This window comes from Streptomyces sp. PH10-H1 (assembly GCF_030063355.1).
Classification (GTDB): domain Bacteria; phylum Actinomycetota; class Actinomycetes; order Streptomycetales; family Streptomycetaceae; genus Actinacidiphila.
Map to the genome: position 1 here is coordinate 48,187 of NZ_JASISZ010000020.1, position 15,029 is coordinate 63,215.

The window sequence follows — 15,029 nt, forward strand, 5'->3', positions numbered from 1 at the left end:
GGCGCCACCGGCCCAGTCCGCCACCCCTGGCCCCCGCTTCCCCGCCTTCGCCCTGATTCGGATGGAGAACCCTCATGCCGCCGCGTCACTGGGACTGGTCGCCGCCCAGCGACCACCCCACCTTCCTCGGGTACGCCAGCGAGACCGCCGCCTCCATGGCGTTGCTCGCACCGCTGACCGGACTTCCCTGGCAGGCCGCAGCCACCGCCCTCACCAGCGCAGCGGCGGCCGGCATCATCTACGACCTGCGCCAGCACACCACGGCCGGCACCATCACCACCCGAGCACTGTCGTGGATCACCGCCGGCGCCTGGACATCGTGGGCGATGACGACCGCGCCGCTGACCGCGACCGGCTGGGCCGCCAGTCTCGGCCTGGCCGCTCTTGGCGTCGCCGTGAACGCCGGCGCCACCCGCAGCGAAGCGACCCGTACCGAGAGCAAGGTCCTGTACAAACTGCGCCGCGAATCGGTCGGCATCCTGCGGGAGTGGGAAGACCGCCTGGCCCGGGTCGCAAGGATCGAGAACTGCCACGGCGTGGACGTGACGCACTGGCCGAAACGGGTCGGCTACACGGTCGAACTGAACCTCCCGGCCGGCGGCACCACCGTCGACGACCTCAACGGCTACGGCGCGAAGTTCGCCGCCGACATGCGCCTGGCCGACGGATGCGGCGTGGAGATCTTCCCCGGCGCGAACCGCGGCACGATCCTGGTGGAGGTCACCCTCCAGGACGTGATCAGCCAGGACATCAACTACCCGGAGGACTTCAGCGAACTCACCCTCACCGAGCGGTTCCCGTTCGGTGTGCACCGCAACGGCTCGGCCGCTCTGGGCAGCCTGTGCAGCGACTGCGGGATCTTGATTGGTGAGACCGACGCCGGCAAAACCAACACCCTGCGGGTCGTCATCGCCCAGCTCGCCCGGATGCCCGACGCACTGATCTGGGCGATCGACATCACCGGCGGCGGCGTCGCCCTCCCCTGGATCACCCCCTGGGCGACCGAGGGCCTGGCCGCGGCCCCCATCGTGGACTGGATCGCCCACACCGCGGACGAAGCCCGCCTCATGGTCTGGATGGCGGGGGAGATCATCGCCGCCCGCAAGGCCGGCTACCAGCAGCTGATGCGGCAGAAGAAGAGCGACAACAAGCTGCCGATCGACCACGAGATCCCCGGCGTCGTCATCATCTGCGATGAGACCGCCTCCCTGCCGCACGACGTCAAGGAGGGCCTGGACAAGGTCGCCGAGGAAGGGCGCGCGATGCGCGTCCGGCAGCTGATCTGCGGCCTGCGCGCGACCCAGGACGTGATCACCGCCATGATGAAAATCCAGGCGAAGTGGCGTTTCGGCATGACCGTGTCCGACCCCGAAGAGCTGGCCTACCTCTTCCCCGGCTACATCAAAGTCGACCCGAAGGACGCGCCCGTCGCTGGCTCCGGCTGGAACATGCACACCCGCCTGGGCCCGAAGAAGCCCACCGCGACGAAGGTCTGGCGGCTCCAGGACGACCTCATGGACAAGATCTGCGCAGCGACGGCAGCCCGCCGACCGACGCTCGACAAGATCGCTCGGTCCGTGGAAAGCGGCACCATCTACAGCCAGCGCTGGGCGCGCACCCTTCCCGACTTGTACAAGGGCCAGCAGCTCACCGCAGCCGCGCAGCACGCCATCGACAGCGCCGGCGCGATCATCGACGCGGCGACCCTGCTCGCCTCGGAGTCCCTCGCGGGCACCGGGTCAACCGCCGTCGCACCCGCCGGTCCGCGCGGGTACGAAGGTTTCGGTGGTGCGGCCGACCTGTTCGAGGCCGCAGCCGTGAAGGTCTCGTCCACCGAGACCCTGGCGCACCCGCCCACAGCAGCACTGGCCGCCCCGATGGCGACGCTTCCTCGCCCCTCCCGGCCGATCGATCCCCGCGAGACCGGGTTCGAGCTTCTGGCAGCGGCCGGCTCCATCGGGTACGAGCCGAAAGCGCTGTACGAGGCGCTCAAGGACATGCTTGGCGAGGCGACGCCTGCGCAGCGCACCGTCGCCGGATGGCTTGTCAACTGGGCCAAGGACGGCCGGGCGACCAGAGACGACTCGGGTCAGTACCCGCGCTACATGGCCCAGGACCAGAACGCACAGGAAGCCACCGGCGCCGAGGCCGGAGCCACGCAGCCCGCCCTGGCGCTTCCGGAGGACCTCGACGTGGACCTGGTTCTCCAGGCGGCCGACCTGGTCGTCTCCTCGCAGTTCGGGTCGACGTCGATGCTGCAGCGCAAACTGCGTGTCCCCTTCCAGACCGCGGTGAAGGTGATGCATCTCCTGGAGTTGGGGGGTGTTGTCGGCCCCGATCAGGGAGGCAAAGGCCGCGAGGTTCAGGTCCCGGCTGACGACTTGGACACGGCCATGATGGAGCTGGGTCACAAGCTGGGCTCTCACGCTGGCGGGTTGGGCGTGAACGCCCTCCTGGCCGCCGCCTCGTCGTCTAAGGAGTAGTGGCCATGCCCTCGGAAACGCCGGCGCAGGAGATCCAGCGTCTGGAGGTCGAAATCCACGGCTACAGCGTGACGTTCGCCAACACCGACAGCACCGACGCCGTCACCCGTGCCCACCTGCAGGCACAGATGGACCAGCGCACCCGTCGAATCCAGGAACTTCAGGGCTACCGGCCTCTGGGCTTCGTCACTCGCTGGAGCCTGCGTGCTGCCGCCGTGGTGGCGGGCTGGAACGCAGTCGGGCTCAGTGCGTGGTGGATGCAGGCCGGCCTCGTTCTGCTGGCCGTGTTCCTGGCCTTCTACAGCCTGGCGTAACACCGCCCGTTCCGCCGCGGCCCGTTCTGCCGCAACCCAGGACCCGCTCGGCCGCCTCACCTGCGGCCGGCGGGTCCTGCGCGTTTCCCCCATTTCGAGACCCCTACAAGGAGCCCTTGTGGACGCGCACGACCTCACCGAACCGAAGCATCATCCGCTGCCCGCCGCTCTGCCCGAAGAGCCGACGGTCGGCGGGCTGCCGTACGAGCACCTGCGGGCGATCTGGGACCTCTTCCCGGACGCTTTCGCCGCAGTGGAACCCTCGGGCGCTCCGGCCTCGCAGCCCAGGGCTGAGCTGGTCCGGCTCCTCAACGACACGTCGTACCGGGCCCGCGTCGACGAGCTACTCCGACGTGACGAATCCGCAGTTGCCTACTACCGAGCTCCCGAGCAGGCTGAGCTCTACCGCACGCTGGCGGGAGCGCACCTACTGCCTGCCTCGCCCGCGGGATCGGGCACCCCCGATCGGCCGGCCGTTCCCTCGTGGGTATGGAAGTACAGCGCCCTCGCCCTGTCCACGGGCGGCGCCATTGCCCTGGGCGGGTACGGAATTGGCGCGGCTGCCCCCGGCCTGGCCCAGCTCCCGGCCATCTTCGCTACCGCCGGGCAGGCGCTGATGAGCCTCGCGGTGGTGGTCGTCCTGGTCGGGGTAGTTCTCGCCAGCCGCGGAGCCCAGCGGAGCACCAGCAAGGGCGGCACGACCGTAAACATCCGCCGAGCGGTCTTTCGGCGCAGCAACTTCCACTCCTGACCGGTCAGCCTGCCTCGCTCCCGAACCCGACATCGGGCACGGGGGCGCGGGCAGGCCGCCCGGCCCGCCCCCACCGAGACCGAGGAGCCGCCGATCATGGCATCCAACGACGCCACTTCCGACGCCACCAGCGATCCACCGAGCCGGCCCGCCTGCTGCACACGCGGGATCAGGGTGGGGGCCGACGCGATCAAGTCCGCCACCTTGGTCGAGCAGGGTGGCCAGCCCACTCCCGTTGCACTGTGCCGCCCCCTGTAACAGCGAATCCACCAAGGACACTCATGTGCTGTTTCCTCTGCCGCGTCATTGCGGCGCTCGCTCTCACCCGCATAGTGCTCCGCTTCATCGGCTGCGCCTTGATCGTTGGCCTCTTCGTTGCGCTGACCGTGCCGGTCAAAGCGGTCCTTCGCGCCAGCCGCGAAGCTGCAGGATCCGTAGGTCTCCTTCCGCTCCTTCTCATCACGGTCGTATCCGCCCTCGCCGCGGCCGCCGTCCGGATCGGCGTGAAGGGATGGAGATGATTGCGAACCTGCAGTCCGGAACGCTCGTCCTGGCCATCGGCGGAGCAGCAGGCTACGGCCGTCCGGCTGCGACCCTGGTCTTCCCCACCGCGCGGGACATCGGCCGCGCCCGCAACGCCCGGTGCACTGCCGGGGCGTGGGTCCCAGGCCCTCGATGAGGGCCTGGACGCGGATGATCGCCAGGCTGCTGCGGGGGCCGCACCGGCGCGCGGCGCCGGCGCCGACACCTCCAGCCTTGTTGCCGACTCTGCCGCCGTCGGCTGCATCACCTCGAACATCGCAGACGACCGCCCCCCGGCCGTTGGACTCGTGGGAGCTCACCACCTGGTCGTGTCCGCAGCTCGCCTGCGGTCTCGCGGCCGCAGCTGGCACACACCACTGGGACGACTGCGGGCCATTCCAACTGCTCAGTCGTCACGCTCTCGTGTGTCCGAACGGCCACCGATGGACGAACTGCACCGACGGCGGATGAGTCGAACTACAGGGCCGGGTCGGCTCACCCTCACTGGAGCCAGGTCGAGGAGGAAGGATGGACTGCATGTCTCAGCACCCCTCGCTCTACTGCGCGTGTCAGAGCCGTGTCCTGGTCAGCGAGCGCATTGAACACCCCGACGGTAGCCGCGAAGTCGCCTCGCTGACGTGCACGTACTGCGCGGCGAGCTGGGAGGCGTACGAGACGCCGGCCCTGCCGGGGCCCGACTACGCCGTCGCCTACATGAGCACGACCGCTGCCGACCTAATGGACCAGGAGCTCGCGCTGCTCCTGCTGTCGGACGACAACGCGAACGTGACTGCCCCCGACTTCGGCAAGCGCAGAGGGGCGCTGCTGCGGGAGGCGGCGCTGCTGGACATCGGCGCCCGGCGGGTGGAACTAGGTTGGTTCTGCTGGCAGGCCGGGTGCACGGGCGATGATGTGGACCACGCGACTGCGACGGCGGATCAGGCGGCCCGCTCGCTCCGAGCGTTCGACCTGCGGTTGGTTCAGGTGTATGTGGCTGGCCCGCTGGCGGCCGACTCCAGAGCCTGGGACGTCGCGGGAGGCCTGCGGTCGTACGTGCGGCAGGAGTATTGCGGCTGGCGCCGAGCTACGGAGCGGACCAACAGCGCGACGACGGATAGACAACGGCCCCTGTAGGTGCCGCGATCGCCGAGGCGCCCGCTGGGGGGTGGTCACAGCGGATTCCAGCCACCGCCCCTCAATTTCTTGCATATGTGCGCTGCCAAATGTCATGTGGTGTCGTTTTATGATCGCATCTATCCCTAGTCTGGTTTTTGCAGGCAGAAACTCTCCCGTTTAAAAACCCCCCACATGTCGTTAAGACTCGATCACTCAGACGCATCCCCCGGCCTCAGACGGTTACGGCTGGGGTGACAGGCAGACGGCAACGGGGGCTAGAGGCAATGAGCACGGCGGTTGACGAAGTACTGATCGCGGGCACGGTAGGTCCGAAACTGTACGACGCCGTCAGATCGGGCACCGCGAGAACGCCTGGCACCGCCGCGCGGGTTCTGGACCTGGATCCCGCTGATGTCGACCGCGCAGGCGCGGAATTGCTCCGGCTCGGTCTGGTCCGGGACGGTAAACGGCCCGGTGAGCTTGCCGCGATCGAGCCGGCCACGGCCATCGGGGGCCTTCTGGCCCGTTCACGGACGGCCCTGCACGCGCGCGACCAGGAGCGGGCAGCGGGCATCTGGGCCTCGGTCCGACTCCTGGACCGCTTGCTCCCGGCCCGCAGAGCGGACGTTGAGGGGGAGCTGACCACCGGAGCCGCCAACATCCAGCAGGCCCTGGCCGATGCTCACGAACGGGCCACTGTCAGCCGGGACTCCATGAGCGCAGGTCCGGTGCCCACGGCCATCGGCGCTGTGCGCGGTCTACGCGCGGATATGGCACTGGGGCAGTGGAAAGTCCGTCTGCGCGCCATCTACGAGCGCAGCGGTGAGCTGTCTGCGCAGCAGCACGCGTACCTGCTGATGCTCCAGGCCCTGGGCGCGCAGGTACGGCTGCTGCATCTCGTCCCGATCGACCTTCTCGTGGTCGACGAGCACACCGTCGTCCTGCCGGTCTATCCCGACCGGCCCGGCGAGGCCCTGGTGACCCTGCGGAACAGCTCCTGGACCCACGCGGCCACCGCGGTCTTCGAGGACTGCTGGGACCAAGCCGTCCCCTATGTTGCTCAACCGCGCCCCACCGTGCACCGCACACACGCCACGCCGCTAAGCCGCCAGCGCTTGAACGCCCTGCGGCACCTGGCCGCGACGGTGGCCCAGGACGAAGCGGCCCAGCAGACCGGTTGCACGGTGCCTGCCGCCTGGCTGGAGGAAGCCTGATGACGACAGCACGACAGCCCGACTGCAAGGAAGCATCTCCAGCGCTGCACGTGGTAGGCAAGGCGCCGCACTGCGCGCGGACCACCGACTCAGACGTCGATCTGGGTGAGCGGCTCTACGCGGCCCTCAGGACCCACGGCCGCGCAGTCCTTGCGGACCTGGTGCCGAAGCTGTCCATGGATCCGGTGGACGCGGCTCGCGGTTGGCAGTACCTGCTGGAAACAGGACTGGTGCAACATGTCCCAGCTTCAAACGATTTCATTCCGGTCGATCCGGAGGCCGTGCGTTCTCGCCTGAACACTGCCGCGGTATCCCACAGCGATGAATTGCGGCGGATCCACGAGGCATCCGAGGTGCTGGCCGCCCGCTTCCAGCCGTTGGTCGAGCGTGAGCTCGACGCAGTCGCGGTGCTGGTCCTGCGCAACCAGGACGAGAAGCGGACCTTCCTTAACCACATCGCTGAGGAGACTCGCTGGCAGATCTGCTCGATGCACCCCGGGCCGCTGCCCGACCCGGAACGGCTGGCTGCCTCAGTCGAGGAAGACGCCGGCATGGTCAAGAGCGGGCTCCGGCTGCGTGCCGTCTACGGGCAGAGCGTGGCCCGCTCACCTCGCCACCGCAAATACCTGCTCGACCTGGCCGCCGTCGGTGTAGAGGTGCGCCTGGCGGACGCGATCGCGTTCGACTTGCTCATCTTCGACGACCGCGCAGCGATGTTGCCAGGTGACCCCGCGAACCCTTCCGAGACGATCCTGGCGATCCGCGGCTCGCACCTGATGCCCAGCTACATCGCCATGTTCGAGGACATGTGGCTCCGGTCCGTGCCCCTGCCCGCCGCAGGGGACGCCAAGGACGAACCCAGCACGGGCGAGGACTACAGCGCGCAGCACCGCACCTTGCTCACGCTCCTGGCCCACGGACACGAGGACCCGCAGATCGCTCGCCGTATGGGGGTTACCCCGCGTTCGGTCCGGCGCTGGCTGCCCGCCTTGATGGAGCAGCTCGGCGCGAAGAGCCGCTTTCAGGCCGGCATGATCGCCGTCGCACGCGGTTTGGTCGATGTCCCCCTGGCTCCTCCCCGCGATCCGGCTGAGTGACCCTGCTGCACGAGCGAGACAACCCGGTGGTGTTTACTCCAGGTCAGCCCGGACTCGCACGACGCACCCGGTCACAAGCAGCAGAACCTGACACGAAACGGTGCGCGCCTTAGGGGCGCGGATGAAGGGGAACTCAGCAGTGGGGGACCGGAGGGCACTGCGCAACCTGCTGGTAACAGCCCGGGCCCGGGTCGACCCCGCCAGCTACCCAGCGCTGCGCGACGGCCTCGAACGCCGTGACTCACGTGGCCGACGAGCCGAAGACGACGGCTTGACACAGCTGCAGATGGACCTGCTGCTCAACCGCGCCGAGGGGACGTACGCCCGCCTGGAACGCTGCGTGCCCGGCACCGCGTTTGAAACGCTCCTTCCGGAAGTCGCCAAGATTCTGCGTCTCAGCGACCAGGAATGGGCCGCCGTGTGGCGCTACGCCCTGACCAAGGAGCCGCCGTACCCGCTGCAGGCCGACCAGGGTCTGACCATCCCCGGCGCCTGGCGGGGGACGCTCGACAGCATCGGCGTCATGGCCTACATCAATGACGCGGGCTGGGGCACCGTCGCCTTCAACAAGGAATTCAGCCTCATGTTCCCTCGCGGGGAGGTCCCGCAGAACACGATGCAGTGGATGCTGACGTGTGCTGAGGCCCGCGACACCCTGGCCCAGTGGGGTACCCAGTGGGCGCCCACACTCATCGCGCAGGTGCGCGCGGCCGTCGCCCTGCATTCGGACAACGAGACGCTGGCCGAGTTGGAATGGCAGATTCTGGCCGACCCGGTGTCCGGCCCGCTGTACCGAGCTGCCGATGAGGAGGCGTACGTGCAGCCGCGGGCGGACGTCGCCCGGCCGTTGCAGCACGCCACGTACGGACTGGGCTGGGTGACCATGTGCGCGTCCAGCATCTTCGGCGCTCCCGGATCACGGCTGATGCTGCTCCCGTTCACCACCGGGCCCCGGCCGCCGGCTCTGGACTCGTTGCGTGCGCGCCCGCTCGGTCCCCACACGGGCTACTTCGCCGCATGAACACTGACAATCCGCCCACACTTGGCCGACCCCCACGCAAACGGCCCCCGGGAACTGTCCCCTACGTCACTCCCGGGCCGAGGCTCACAGAAACCACAATGATCACCATGGAACACCCCCCGATCGAAGTTCCGGCGCTGCACCGTATCGCCGACGACGTGCACGTGTTCACCCCGCCCGGACACGACACCTGGGGGATGGCCAACTGCACGCTCGTCACCTCCCCGGACGCTCCGGCGCTGCTGTTCGACACCCCCTACGACGGTCCCCTGACTCGGCAGCTGCAGCACCTGGCCGCGCCCATCCTCAAGGGCGCCGCGATCGGCACGATCGTCAACAGCCACGCCAACGGTGACCACTCCTACGGCAACGGACTGTTCCCGGGGACAGACATCGTCAGCACTGAGGCGAACCTGGCCCACATCTGCGCCGAGCCGACCCCGCAGGAGCTCACGCAGCTACTGGCCTCCACCCGTAGCGACACTCCGCTCGGCTGGTACATGCGCCACCACTTCGGCCGCTACGACCTGACCGGCCTGAGCACCGTCGAGCCCACCCGCACGTTCACCGGGCAGCTGACGCTGCAGGTCGGCAGCCTCCAGGCCGACCTGTACGAGGTCGGGCCGGCCCACACCGTCGGCGACCTGATCATGCACCTGCCGCAGCGCGACGTCGTCTGCGCCGGCGACATCGTCTTCATCAACGACCACCCCGTGCACTGGGCCGGCACGCTGGAGGAGATCCACCACGCCTGCCAACGCGTCCTGGCCCTGCAGCCGAACACCATCGTGCCCGGCCACGGCCCCGTCGTCGGCCCCGACCGGGTCCGCGAGTACGCGGACTACCTGGAGGCGCTGCGCGAGCGCATCCACCACCTGCACGGCCTGCAGTGGAGCGTCGAAGAGACCACCGCCGACCTGCTGCGCCGCGACGCGCACCCCACCTGGGGCCTGTCCGAGCGGATGGCCATCGCCGCCATGCGGGAGTACCGGCATCTGGACGGCGACACCCAGGCGCCGAACCTGGTCGAACTCGTCGCCGTCGCCGCCGGCTACGCCCATGCTCGCCACGTGGCTGTCCCGCATCCCCGGCTCGGCGCGCCGGCGCCGCGCCCCACCTCGAGATGAGTCCCCGCCCCATGGCCTTCATCCTGCCGACCGCAATGTCCCACCCCCGCTACACGATCACCACTGCGGAGATCTGTGCGGACATTCACCGCGCCAACCGCGACCGCCCGCGCCCGGATCAAACCGACGAGGTTGCGGCCGATGCGGACGTCCAGCGCGCTGACCCCGGCCGTCCGCGCCCGGCCCGCCCCGAGTTGATCGACCGCATCGCGGCCAGTGTGGGGGTGGAGCACCGTTTCTTCTCCGCCCCCCTCGCCGAGATCGCCGAGGCAGGCACCATTTCCGAGCGGCAACGGGCGGCATTCGGGCATCTGCGGGATCGGGGGATCGAGGCCGCTCAGCAGGTGATGGCCCAGCACGGAATCAGTCCGTCGGATATCGACATCCTGGTCACCTCCCACGCCACCGGCGACGCCAAGCCCGGCCTGGACATCGCCCTGGTCAACGCCTTGGGTCTGCCGCGCAAGGTGCGCCGGGTCCAGATGACGGAACTCGCCTGCGGTGGCGGTGCGCAGTCCCTGATACGCGCCGCCGACCTCATCGCCGCGGGCCGCGGCCGCACCGCCCTGGTCGTGGTGGCTGAAACGCTCTCCACCATCTACCACCATTCCGACACCGGGGCCGACGCGCTCGCCTTCAAGTTCCTCTTCGGGGACTCCGGCGGTGCCGCGATCGTCACCAGTACTGCCCCTAGCGGACCCAGCCTGCAGATCCTGGACACTCTCGAACTCGTCATCCCCGACACCGAGCACTACTACCGCCAGCGCCACGAACCCGATGGCATTCATTTCGACAGCACCAGGGCAGCCATCCGGGCCGTCGACACCGTCATGCCGGACCTGTGGGACTGGTTGCGTACCGGATCAGGCAACCCGACATGGGCTGCGGACCACGTCGTCGCCCACCCCGGTGGCCCGGCCGTACTCGAGCGGATCCAGAAGGGCCTTGACGTCAGTGACGAACGGCTGCGCCACTCCTGGGCCAGTCTCGCGGACGGGGGCAACCGGGGCGGGCCGGCGGTGCTGGATATTCTGCGCCGGCTGATGGACGATCCGCCGGCCCACGGATCGGAGGGCCTCCTGCTGGCCTTCGCGCCGGGATTCGCCGCTGCGGCACTGCGGACGAAGTACCTCGCTGGCAGTGCCCGCTGATCAGCGGCCGCCGATGGACAGCCAGTTGAGGTTCCCGACCGCCGGCGAAGAACACGGCGCGAAGTCGGATAACCGTTCCGCGGCTGGGGTAGAACGGGAGCGGACTTCCTGATGTCGAAGTCCACAGGATCCACAGACGAGGACACGGCATGGCCAGCGGCACGGTGAAGTGGTTCAACTCCGAAAAGGGCTTCGGGTTCATCGCTCAGGACGGCGGGGGCGACGACGTCTTCGCCCATTATTCCAACATTTCGGGCAACGGCTATCGCGAGTTGGCGGAGGGCGAGCACGTCACCTTCGACATCGGGCAGGGCCAGAAGGGCCCGCAGGCCGAGAACATCACCCGCGGCTGACCCGCACGTCACACGGCGGGCCCACCACACCTCCCTGGTGTGGTGGGCCCGCCGTGTGACCTGCGGTGCTGGTATATGGACGGCCCGGTCGGCATGCGCGCCGGACCGGATACTGCGTGGACGAGGTGCGGTTCAGTGACCCATCGCCGCGCCGCCGTCGACGGGCAGCACCGCCCCGGTGATGTATCCGGCGTCATCGGAGGCCAGGAACGCCACCGCCGCTGCTACCTCCTGTGCCTGCCCGATACGAGCCAGCGGAACCTGCTGCAGGATCGCAGTGCGCTGGTCGTCGCTGAGCGCCCGGGCCATGTCGGTCTCAGTGAGCCCGGGGGAGACCACATTCACCGTGATGTTCCGTGACCCCAGCTCCCGGGCCAGCGACCGCGCGAATCCGATCAAGCCGGCCTTCGACGCGGTGTAGTTGGACTGACCTGGCGCCCCGTAGAGCGCGGACGCCGACGCGATGAGGATGATCCGGCCCTTGCGGGCGCGCAGCATCGTCCGGGACGCGGCCTTTGCCATGCGGTAGGCGGAGGTCAGGTTGGTGTCGATGACGGTGGTGCAGTCCTCCTCCGTCATCCGCATCAGGAGTGTGTCTCGGGTCATGCCGGCGCTGGAGACGAGCACCTCGACTGGTCCCTGGTGCGCGGTGATCTCCTTGAATGCCTGCTCGACCTGGGCGTTGTCCGTGACGTCGCACTGCACGCCGAACAGTCCCTGGGGCGGCTCGCCGGTGCGGTAGGTGACCGCAACGTGGTCGCCCGCCTCCGCGAACCGCTGGGCTATGGCCAGGCCGATCCCTCGGTTGCCGCCGGTCACGAGAATGGAGCGGGGGCCATCAGGTGGAGCCTTCCTGCAGGAGACGGGCGGGCGGGGCCGCCGGAGCGCGTCAGCTTACCTACGGCTATGTGCCCGGCCGCGGGCCCGGAACGGTCCCGCGGTCCCTTCCTCACCGATTTATCTGCCGAACTCCTCAGAAATCTACAAAGGGGAGTATTCAACTTGAAGAGACGTATACCAGGGCATCCGTTGATGCCTGGCGTCTTGGTTGATTGTCCGGATGCGGCATGTCCAATCTGGACAATCCCCAGGTCGCGCCTGCGGCGTGCTCCTTGAAGGGGTCGCCGAGCGACAGGGGATTGGCATATGTGCTGGTCAAACACCCGCGAGAGGTCCTAGGCGCGCTGAGAGCGATACATGCCGCAATTCGCCTATAGTGCCCAAAAATTCAGAAGACGCAGATCAGATTGGGTGCAAGGATCATGATTGACAGTCACCCGGAGGCAATTGAAGATCGGGGCAACGCTCAGTGATCAACCAAACACCTGGATGATCGACTGGCCTCGGAGAGTCCGTGTGAACGGACCTCGCAGCGGGGGGCGTTGAAGGAAGTCCGGCGGTTCGGGGCTGCGGGGCAATGTTCGGTTCGGGGCGGGCCAGTTGCTCGAATAGAACATGCGTACGAGATGATGATTCAGTTCCGTGCTCGCGGGGATGGATGACGAGGCCGGTGCTGACCGGCGGGGGAGAGCATGATGGGGATCGTTTCCACGCGGAAGCTGCGCAAGCGCCTGGCCGGCCTGCCTCTGCCGGATCCGTTCACGATCGACGGCCTGGTGGCCAATATGGCGGCCATATCGGGCCGACGCATCGAACTCGTTGAGATCACCGACCGGGACACCGACCTGCGCACCGCGTGCGGACTGCGGGCCCGGACTGCCGACACCACCTTCATCCTCCACCGGCAGCGGCCCACCGAGCATCAAACACAGCACACTCAGCTCCACGAGCTCGCGCACGAGTGGTTCTCCCACGGCACCAACCTCAGCGCGGCGGAGCTGCGAGCTCTGGTCCCGGCCCATCTGCGCGACGGCCTCATCCAGCGCCTCGGCCCGGACGCGGTGATCCAAGCGCGGGCCCGGTACGACACCGTCGACGAACGGGACGCCGAGCTGTCGGCCAGTCTCATCGCGCGGGCCGCCCGGCAAGGCGTCTCCGGCGGACAGGACCTCGTCAGCCTGCTGGAGACCAGCCTGTCGCACCCCATCGCCCCCCTCCGCCGCCGGCACTAGGAGCTTCCCCCGTGCATTCCTTCCTCGCCTACGCCGCGGCGGTGGTCATGACCGCCGTGGCCATCTGGAGGTTCCCCGCAGTCCTGCACGGTGACGCGCGTCGCCGCGCCCTGTGGGGCTGCTACGCCGGTTTCGCACTCGCCCTATGGATCAAGTCGCCGGGCATCAAGTCTGCCCTCAACCATTCGGTGGTCACCGATCTGTCGGTGTTGCTCAAGCACTACGTGTCCATCGGGGCGATCCTCGCGATCCTCACTTACGTGGTGGCCTGCTACGGCAAGCCGGGCCGGGACGTCCCGCGTCACGTCGCGGCATCCCGGGCGGCCGAGCGCCTCGCCTATCAGGCTTCGGTCGGCGCCCTGATGGTCATGACCGGGCTGTTTTTTACCGTCGTGCGGCGTGATGCCCCCAGCACCGACTTTGCCGCCGAGCATGCCGGGCAGTGGGGGGCCACGCTCTACCTGAGTGTCTTTTACGTCTACCTGGGCACCGCGGTGGTGATCTGCGGCTACCAGTGGTCCCGTGCGGCCCGTTGGGCTGAAACACGGCTGCTGCGGGCCGGCCTGGTCCTGATGTCGCTCTCGATGGCGATCGGCATCCTCTACACGCTGTGCCGCACCGCGTTCCTCTGGATCGCGATCGCCGTGCCGATCGAGGGCCACCGGGCCGTGACCATCACCCACGCCACGGACTTCCTGCAAACGATGGTGTTCTTCTTGTTCGCCGCCGGGGTCAGCGTGCCCACCGTCGGCGCCGTGACGGCGCGTTGGCAGTCCGCGCGGGCGCTGTGGGAGCTGTACCCGCTGTGGCACGACCTGATGACCGCGGTCCCGGATCTGGGGTTCGCGCGGCCGGCGTCCCGGCTGCGGGAGGTCACCCGCACCTCGCCGCCGCTGGACATCCGGTTGGATCGCTGCCTTCAGGACATCGGCGACGCGGTCGAGCAACTACGGCACTACGCGCCGCCGAAGTTGCTGCTCGCCGCCGAAGAGGCGGCCACCGAGCATGATGACGCGGCCGTTGCCACGGAGGCTCACTGGATCAATGCGGTGCTGGTCGCTGCGGCGGCCGGCGAGCGTCACGCCGCCGCGGCACCGGCCCTGCCCACCAAGCCGATCGCCACCATTGCGGGCGAAGCAGCCTGGCTGCAACAAGTCCAGCACGTGTACGCCACTCTCACCCGCGAGCAGGGCCGGGACCTGCTCGACGCTGTCGCTAAGGAACCCGCACGATGACTGCCCTCGCCCGCACCATCACCAACATCTTCCAGCCGATGAACACCCTGCTCGCGGGGATGACCGGCATCGGCGCCGCGGCGACCGGAACATGGAGCGGTGCCGCGTGGGGTGCCTTCGCCGGCGTCTTCGCCGGCGTGGTCCCTGCGACCTACGTCAACTGGGAGCGCAAGCGCGGCACCTGGGGCGACCGGCACGTGGTCGACCGGGCGCAGCGCCGTCCCATCTTCCTGGTCATACTCAGTTCGATCGCCACCGCCGCGGTGGTGATGCTGCTGGCCGGCGCGCCGCGTGATGTCCTGATCGCGACGATCGCCTTGTGGGTGATGACCGTGGGCCTGCTCACCGTGAACGACGCCAGCCGGTGGAAGATCAGTGTGGACTGCGCGGTGGCGTCCGCAGTGGTGGCGATGCTCTCCGTCGTCGCGACGCCGTGGTGGCTGCTGGCGTACAGCGTGGTGGGTGTCGTGTGCTGGACCCGAACAGCCCTGTCGTACCACACCGTTGCCCAGACAGCCGCTGGCGCTGGCCTGGGGCTGGCGACCGCTGGAGTGTGGTTGCTATGAGCGGCGC

At 68.5% G+C, this 15,029-nt stretch carries 16 protein-coding genes; 15 read left to right on the forward strand and 1 reads right to left on the reverse strand.

The window, feature by feature from the left end:
- Positions 1-74 precede the first annotated feature (74 nt).
- From QMK24_RS14995 to QMK24_RS15050, 12 genes are all read left to right on the forward strand, one after another.
- Complete coding sequence (locus QMK24_RS14995) at positions 75-2,483, forward strand: DNA translocase FtsK (RefSeq protein ID WP_283466355.1); 2,409 nt, start codon at positions 75-77, stop codon at positions 2,481-2,483.
- Between the two features lie 5 nt (positions 2,484-2,488).
- The gene (locus tag QMK24_RS15000) at positions 2,489-2,797 is read left to right on the forward strand and encodes a hypothetical protein (RefSeq protein WP_283466357.1); all 309 of its coding nucleotides are present in this window, start codon (positions 2,489-2,491) and stop codon (positions 2,795-2,797) included.
- 118 nt (positions 2,798-2,915) lie between these two features.
- Positions 2,916-3,548, forward strand: a complete 633-nt coding sequence (locus tag QMK24_RS15005) for a hypothetical protein (protein ID WP_283466358.1) — start codon at positions 2,916-2,918, stop codon at positions 3,546-3,548.
- A gap of 96 nt (positions 3,549-3,644) precedes the next feature.
- The gene (locus tag QMK24_RS15010) at positions 3,645-3,806 is read left to right on the forward strand and encodes a hypothetical protein (protein ID WP_283466359.1); all 162 of its coding nucleotides are present in this window, start codon (positions 3,645-3,647) and stop codon (positions 3,804-3,806) included.
- 259 nt (positions 3,807-4,065) lie between these two features.
- Positions 4,066-4,227: a hypothetical protein gene (locus QMK24_RS15015; protein ID WP_283466360.1), complete on the forward strand. Its 162-nt coding sequence runs from the start codon at positions 4,066-4,068 to the stop codon at positions 4,225-4,227.
- Positions 4,228-4,607: 380 nt separating this feature from the next.
- Positions 4,608-5,204: a hypothetical protein gene (locus tag QMK24_RS15020; RefSeq protein WP_283466361.1), complete on the forward strand. Its 597-nt coding sequence runs from the start codon at positions 4,608-4,610 to the stop codon at positions 5,202-5,204.
- 266 nt (positions 5,205-5,470) lie between these two features.
- Positions 5,471-6,400 (forward strand): hypothetical protein, encoded by a 930-nt coding sequence (locus QMK24_RS15025; RefSeq protein WP_283466363.1) that lies wholly within the window; start codon positions 5,471-5,473, stop codon positions 6,398-6,400.
- The gene (locus QMK24_RS15030) at positions 6,400-7,497 is read left to right on the forward strand and encodes a helix-turn-helix transcriptional regulator (RefSeq protein ID WP_283466364.1); all 1,098 of its coding nucleotides are present in this window, start codon (positions 6,400-6,402) and stop codon (positions 7,495-7,497) included. The genes QMK24_RS15025 and QMK24_RS15030 overlap by 1 nt, the downstream gene beginning before the upstream one ends.
- A 271-nt stretch (positions 7,498-7,768) precedes the next feature.
- Positions 7,769-8,518, forward strand: coding sequence for an MmyB family transcriptional regulator (locus QMK24_RS15035; protein WP_283466365.1), 750 nt, complete (start codon positions 7,769-7,771; stop codon positions 8,516-8,518).
- Between the two features lie 107 nt (positions 8,519-8,625).
- Positions 8,626-9,645, forward strand: coding sequence for an MBL fold metallo-hydrolase (locus tag QMK24_RS15040; RefSeq protein WP_283466366.1), 1,020 nt, complete (start codon positions 8,626-8,628; stop codon positions 9,643-9,645).
- Between the two features lie 11 nt (positions 9,646-9,656).
- A complete protein-coding gene (locus tag QMK24_RS15045) occupies positions 9,657-10,796 on the forward strand; it encodes a beta-ketoacyl-[acyl-carrier-protein] synthase family protein (protein WP_283466368.1) in 1,140 nt (379 codons plus the stop codon).
- A gap of 149 nt (positions 10,797-10,945) precedes the next feature.
- Positions 10,946-11,149, forward strand: coding sequence for a cold-shock protein (locus QMK24_RS15050; protein ID WP_283466369.1), 204 nt, complete (start codon positions 10,946-10,948; stop codon positions 11,147-11,149).
- Between the two features lie 132 nt (positions 11,150-11,281).
- Here QMK24_RS15050 and fabG read toward each other — a convergent pair whose 3' ends face one another.
- The gene (fabG, locus tag QMK24_RS15055) at positions 11,282-11,974 is read right to left on the reverse strand and encodes a 3-oxoacyl-ACP reductase FabG (protein WP_283466410.1); all 693 of its coding nucleotides are present in this window, start codon (positions 11,972-11,974) and stop codon (positions 11,282-11,284) included.
- Between the two features lie 707 nt (positions 11,975-12,681).
- Between fabG and QMK24_RS15060 the strand changes: the two genes are divergently transcribed.
- Genes QMK24_RS15060 through QMK24_RS15070 form a run of 3 tightly spaced genes read left to right on the forward strand, consistent with a single transcriptional unit; the run spans position 12,682 to position 15,022 of the window.
- The gene (locus QMK24_RS15060; protein WP_283466371.1) at positions 12,682-13,221 is read left to right on the forward strand and encodes a hypothetical protein; all 540 of its coding nucleotides are present in this window, start codon (positions 12,682-12,684) and stop codon (positions 13,219-13,221) included.
- 41 nt (positions 13,222-13,262) lie between these two features.
- Positions 13,263-14,456, forward strand: coding sequence for an MAB_1171c family putative transporter (locus tag QMK24_RS15065; RefSeq protein ID WP_349307889.1), 1,194 nt, complete (start codon positions 13,263-13,265; stop codon positions 14,454-14,456).
- Complete coding sequence (locus QMK24_RS15070; RefSeq protein ID WP_283466372.1) at positions 14,453-15,022, forward strand: phosphatase PAP2 family protein; 570 nt, start codon at positions 14,453-14,455, stop codon at positions 15,020-15,022. The genes QMK24_RS15065 and QMK24_RS15070 overlap by 4 nt, the downstream gene beginning before the upstream one ends.
- Positions 15,023-15,029: the final 7 nt, after the last annotated feature.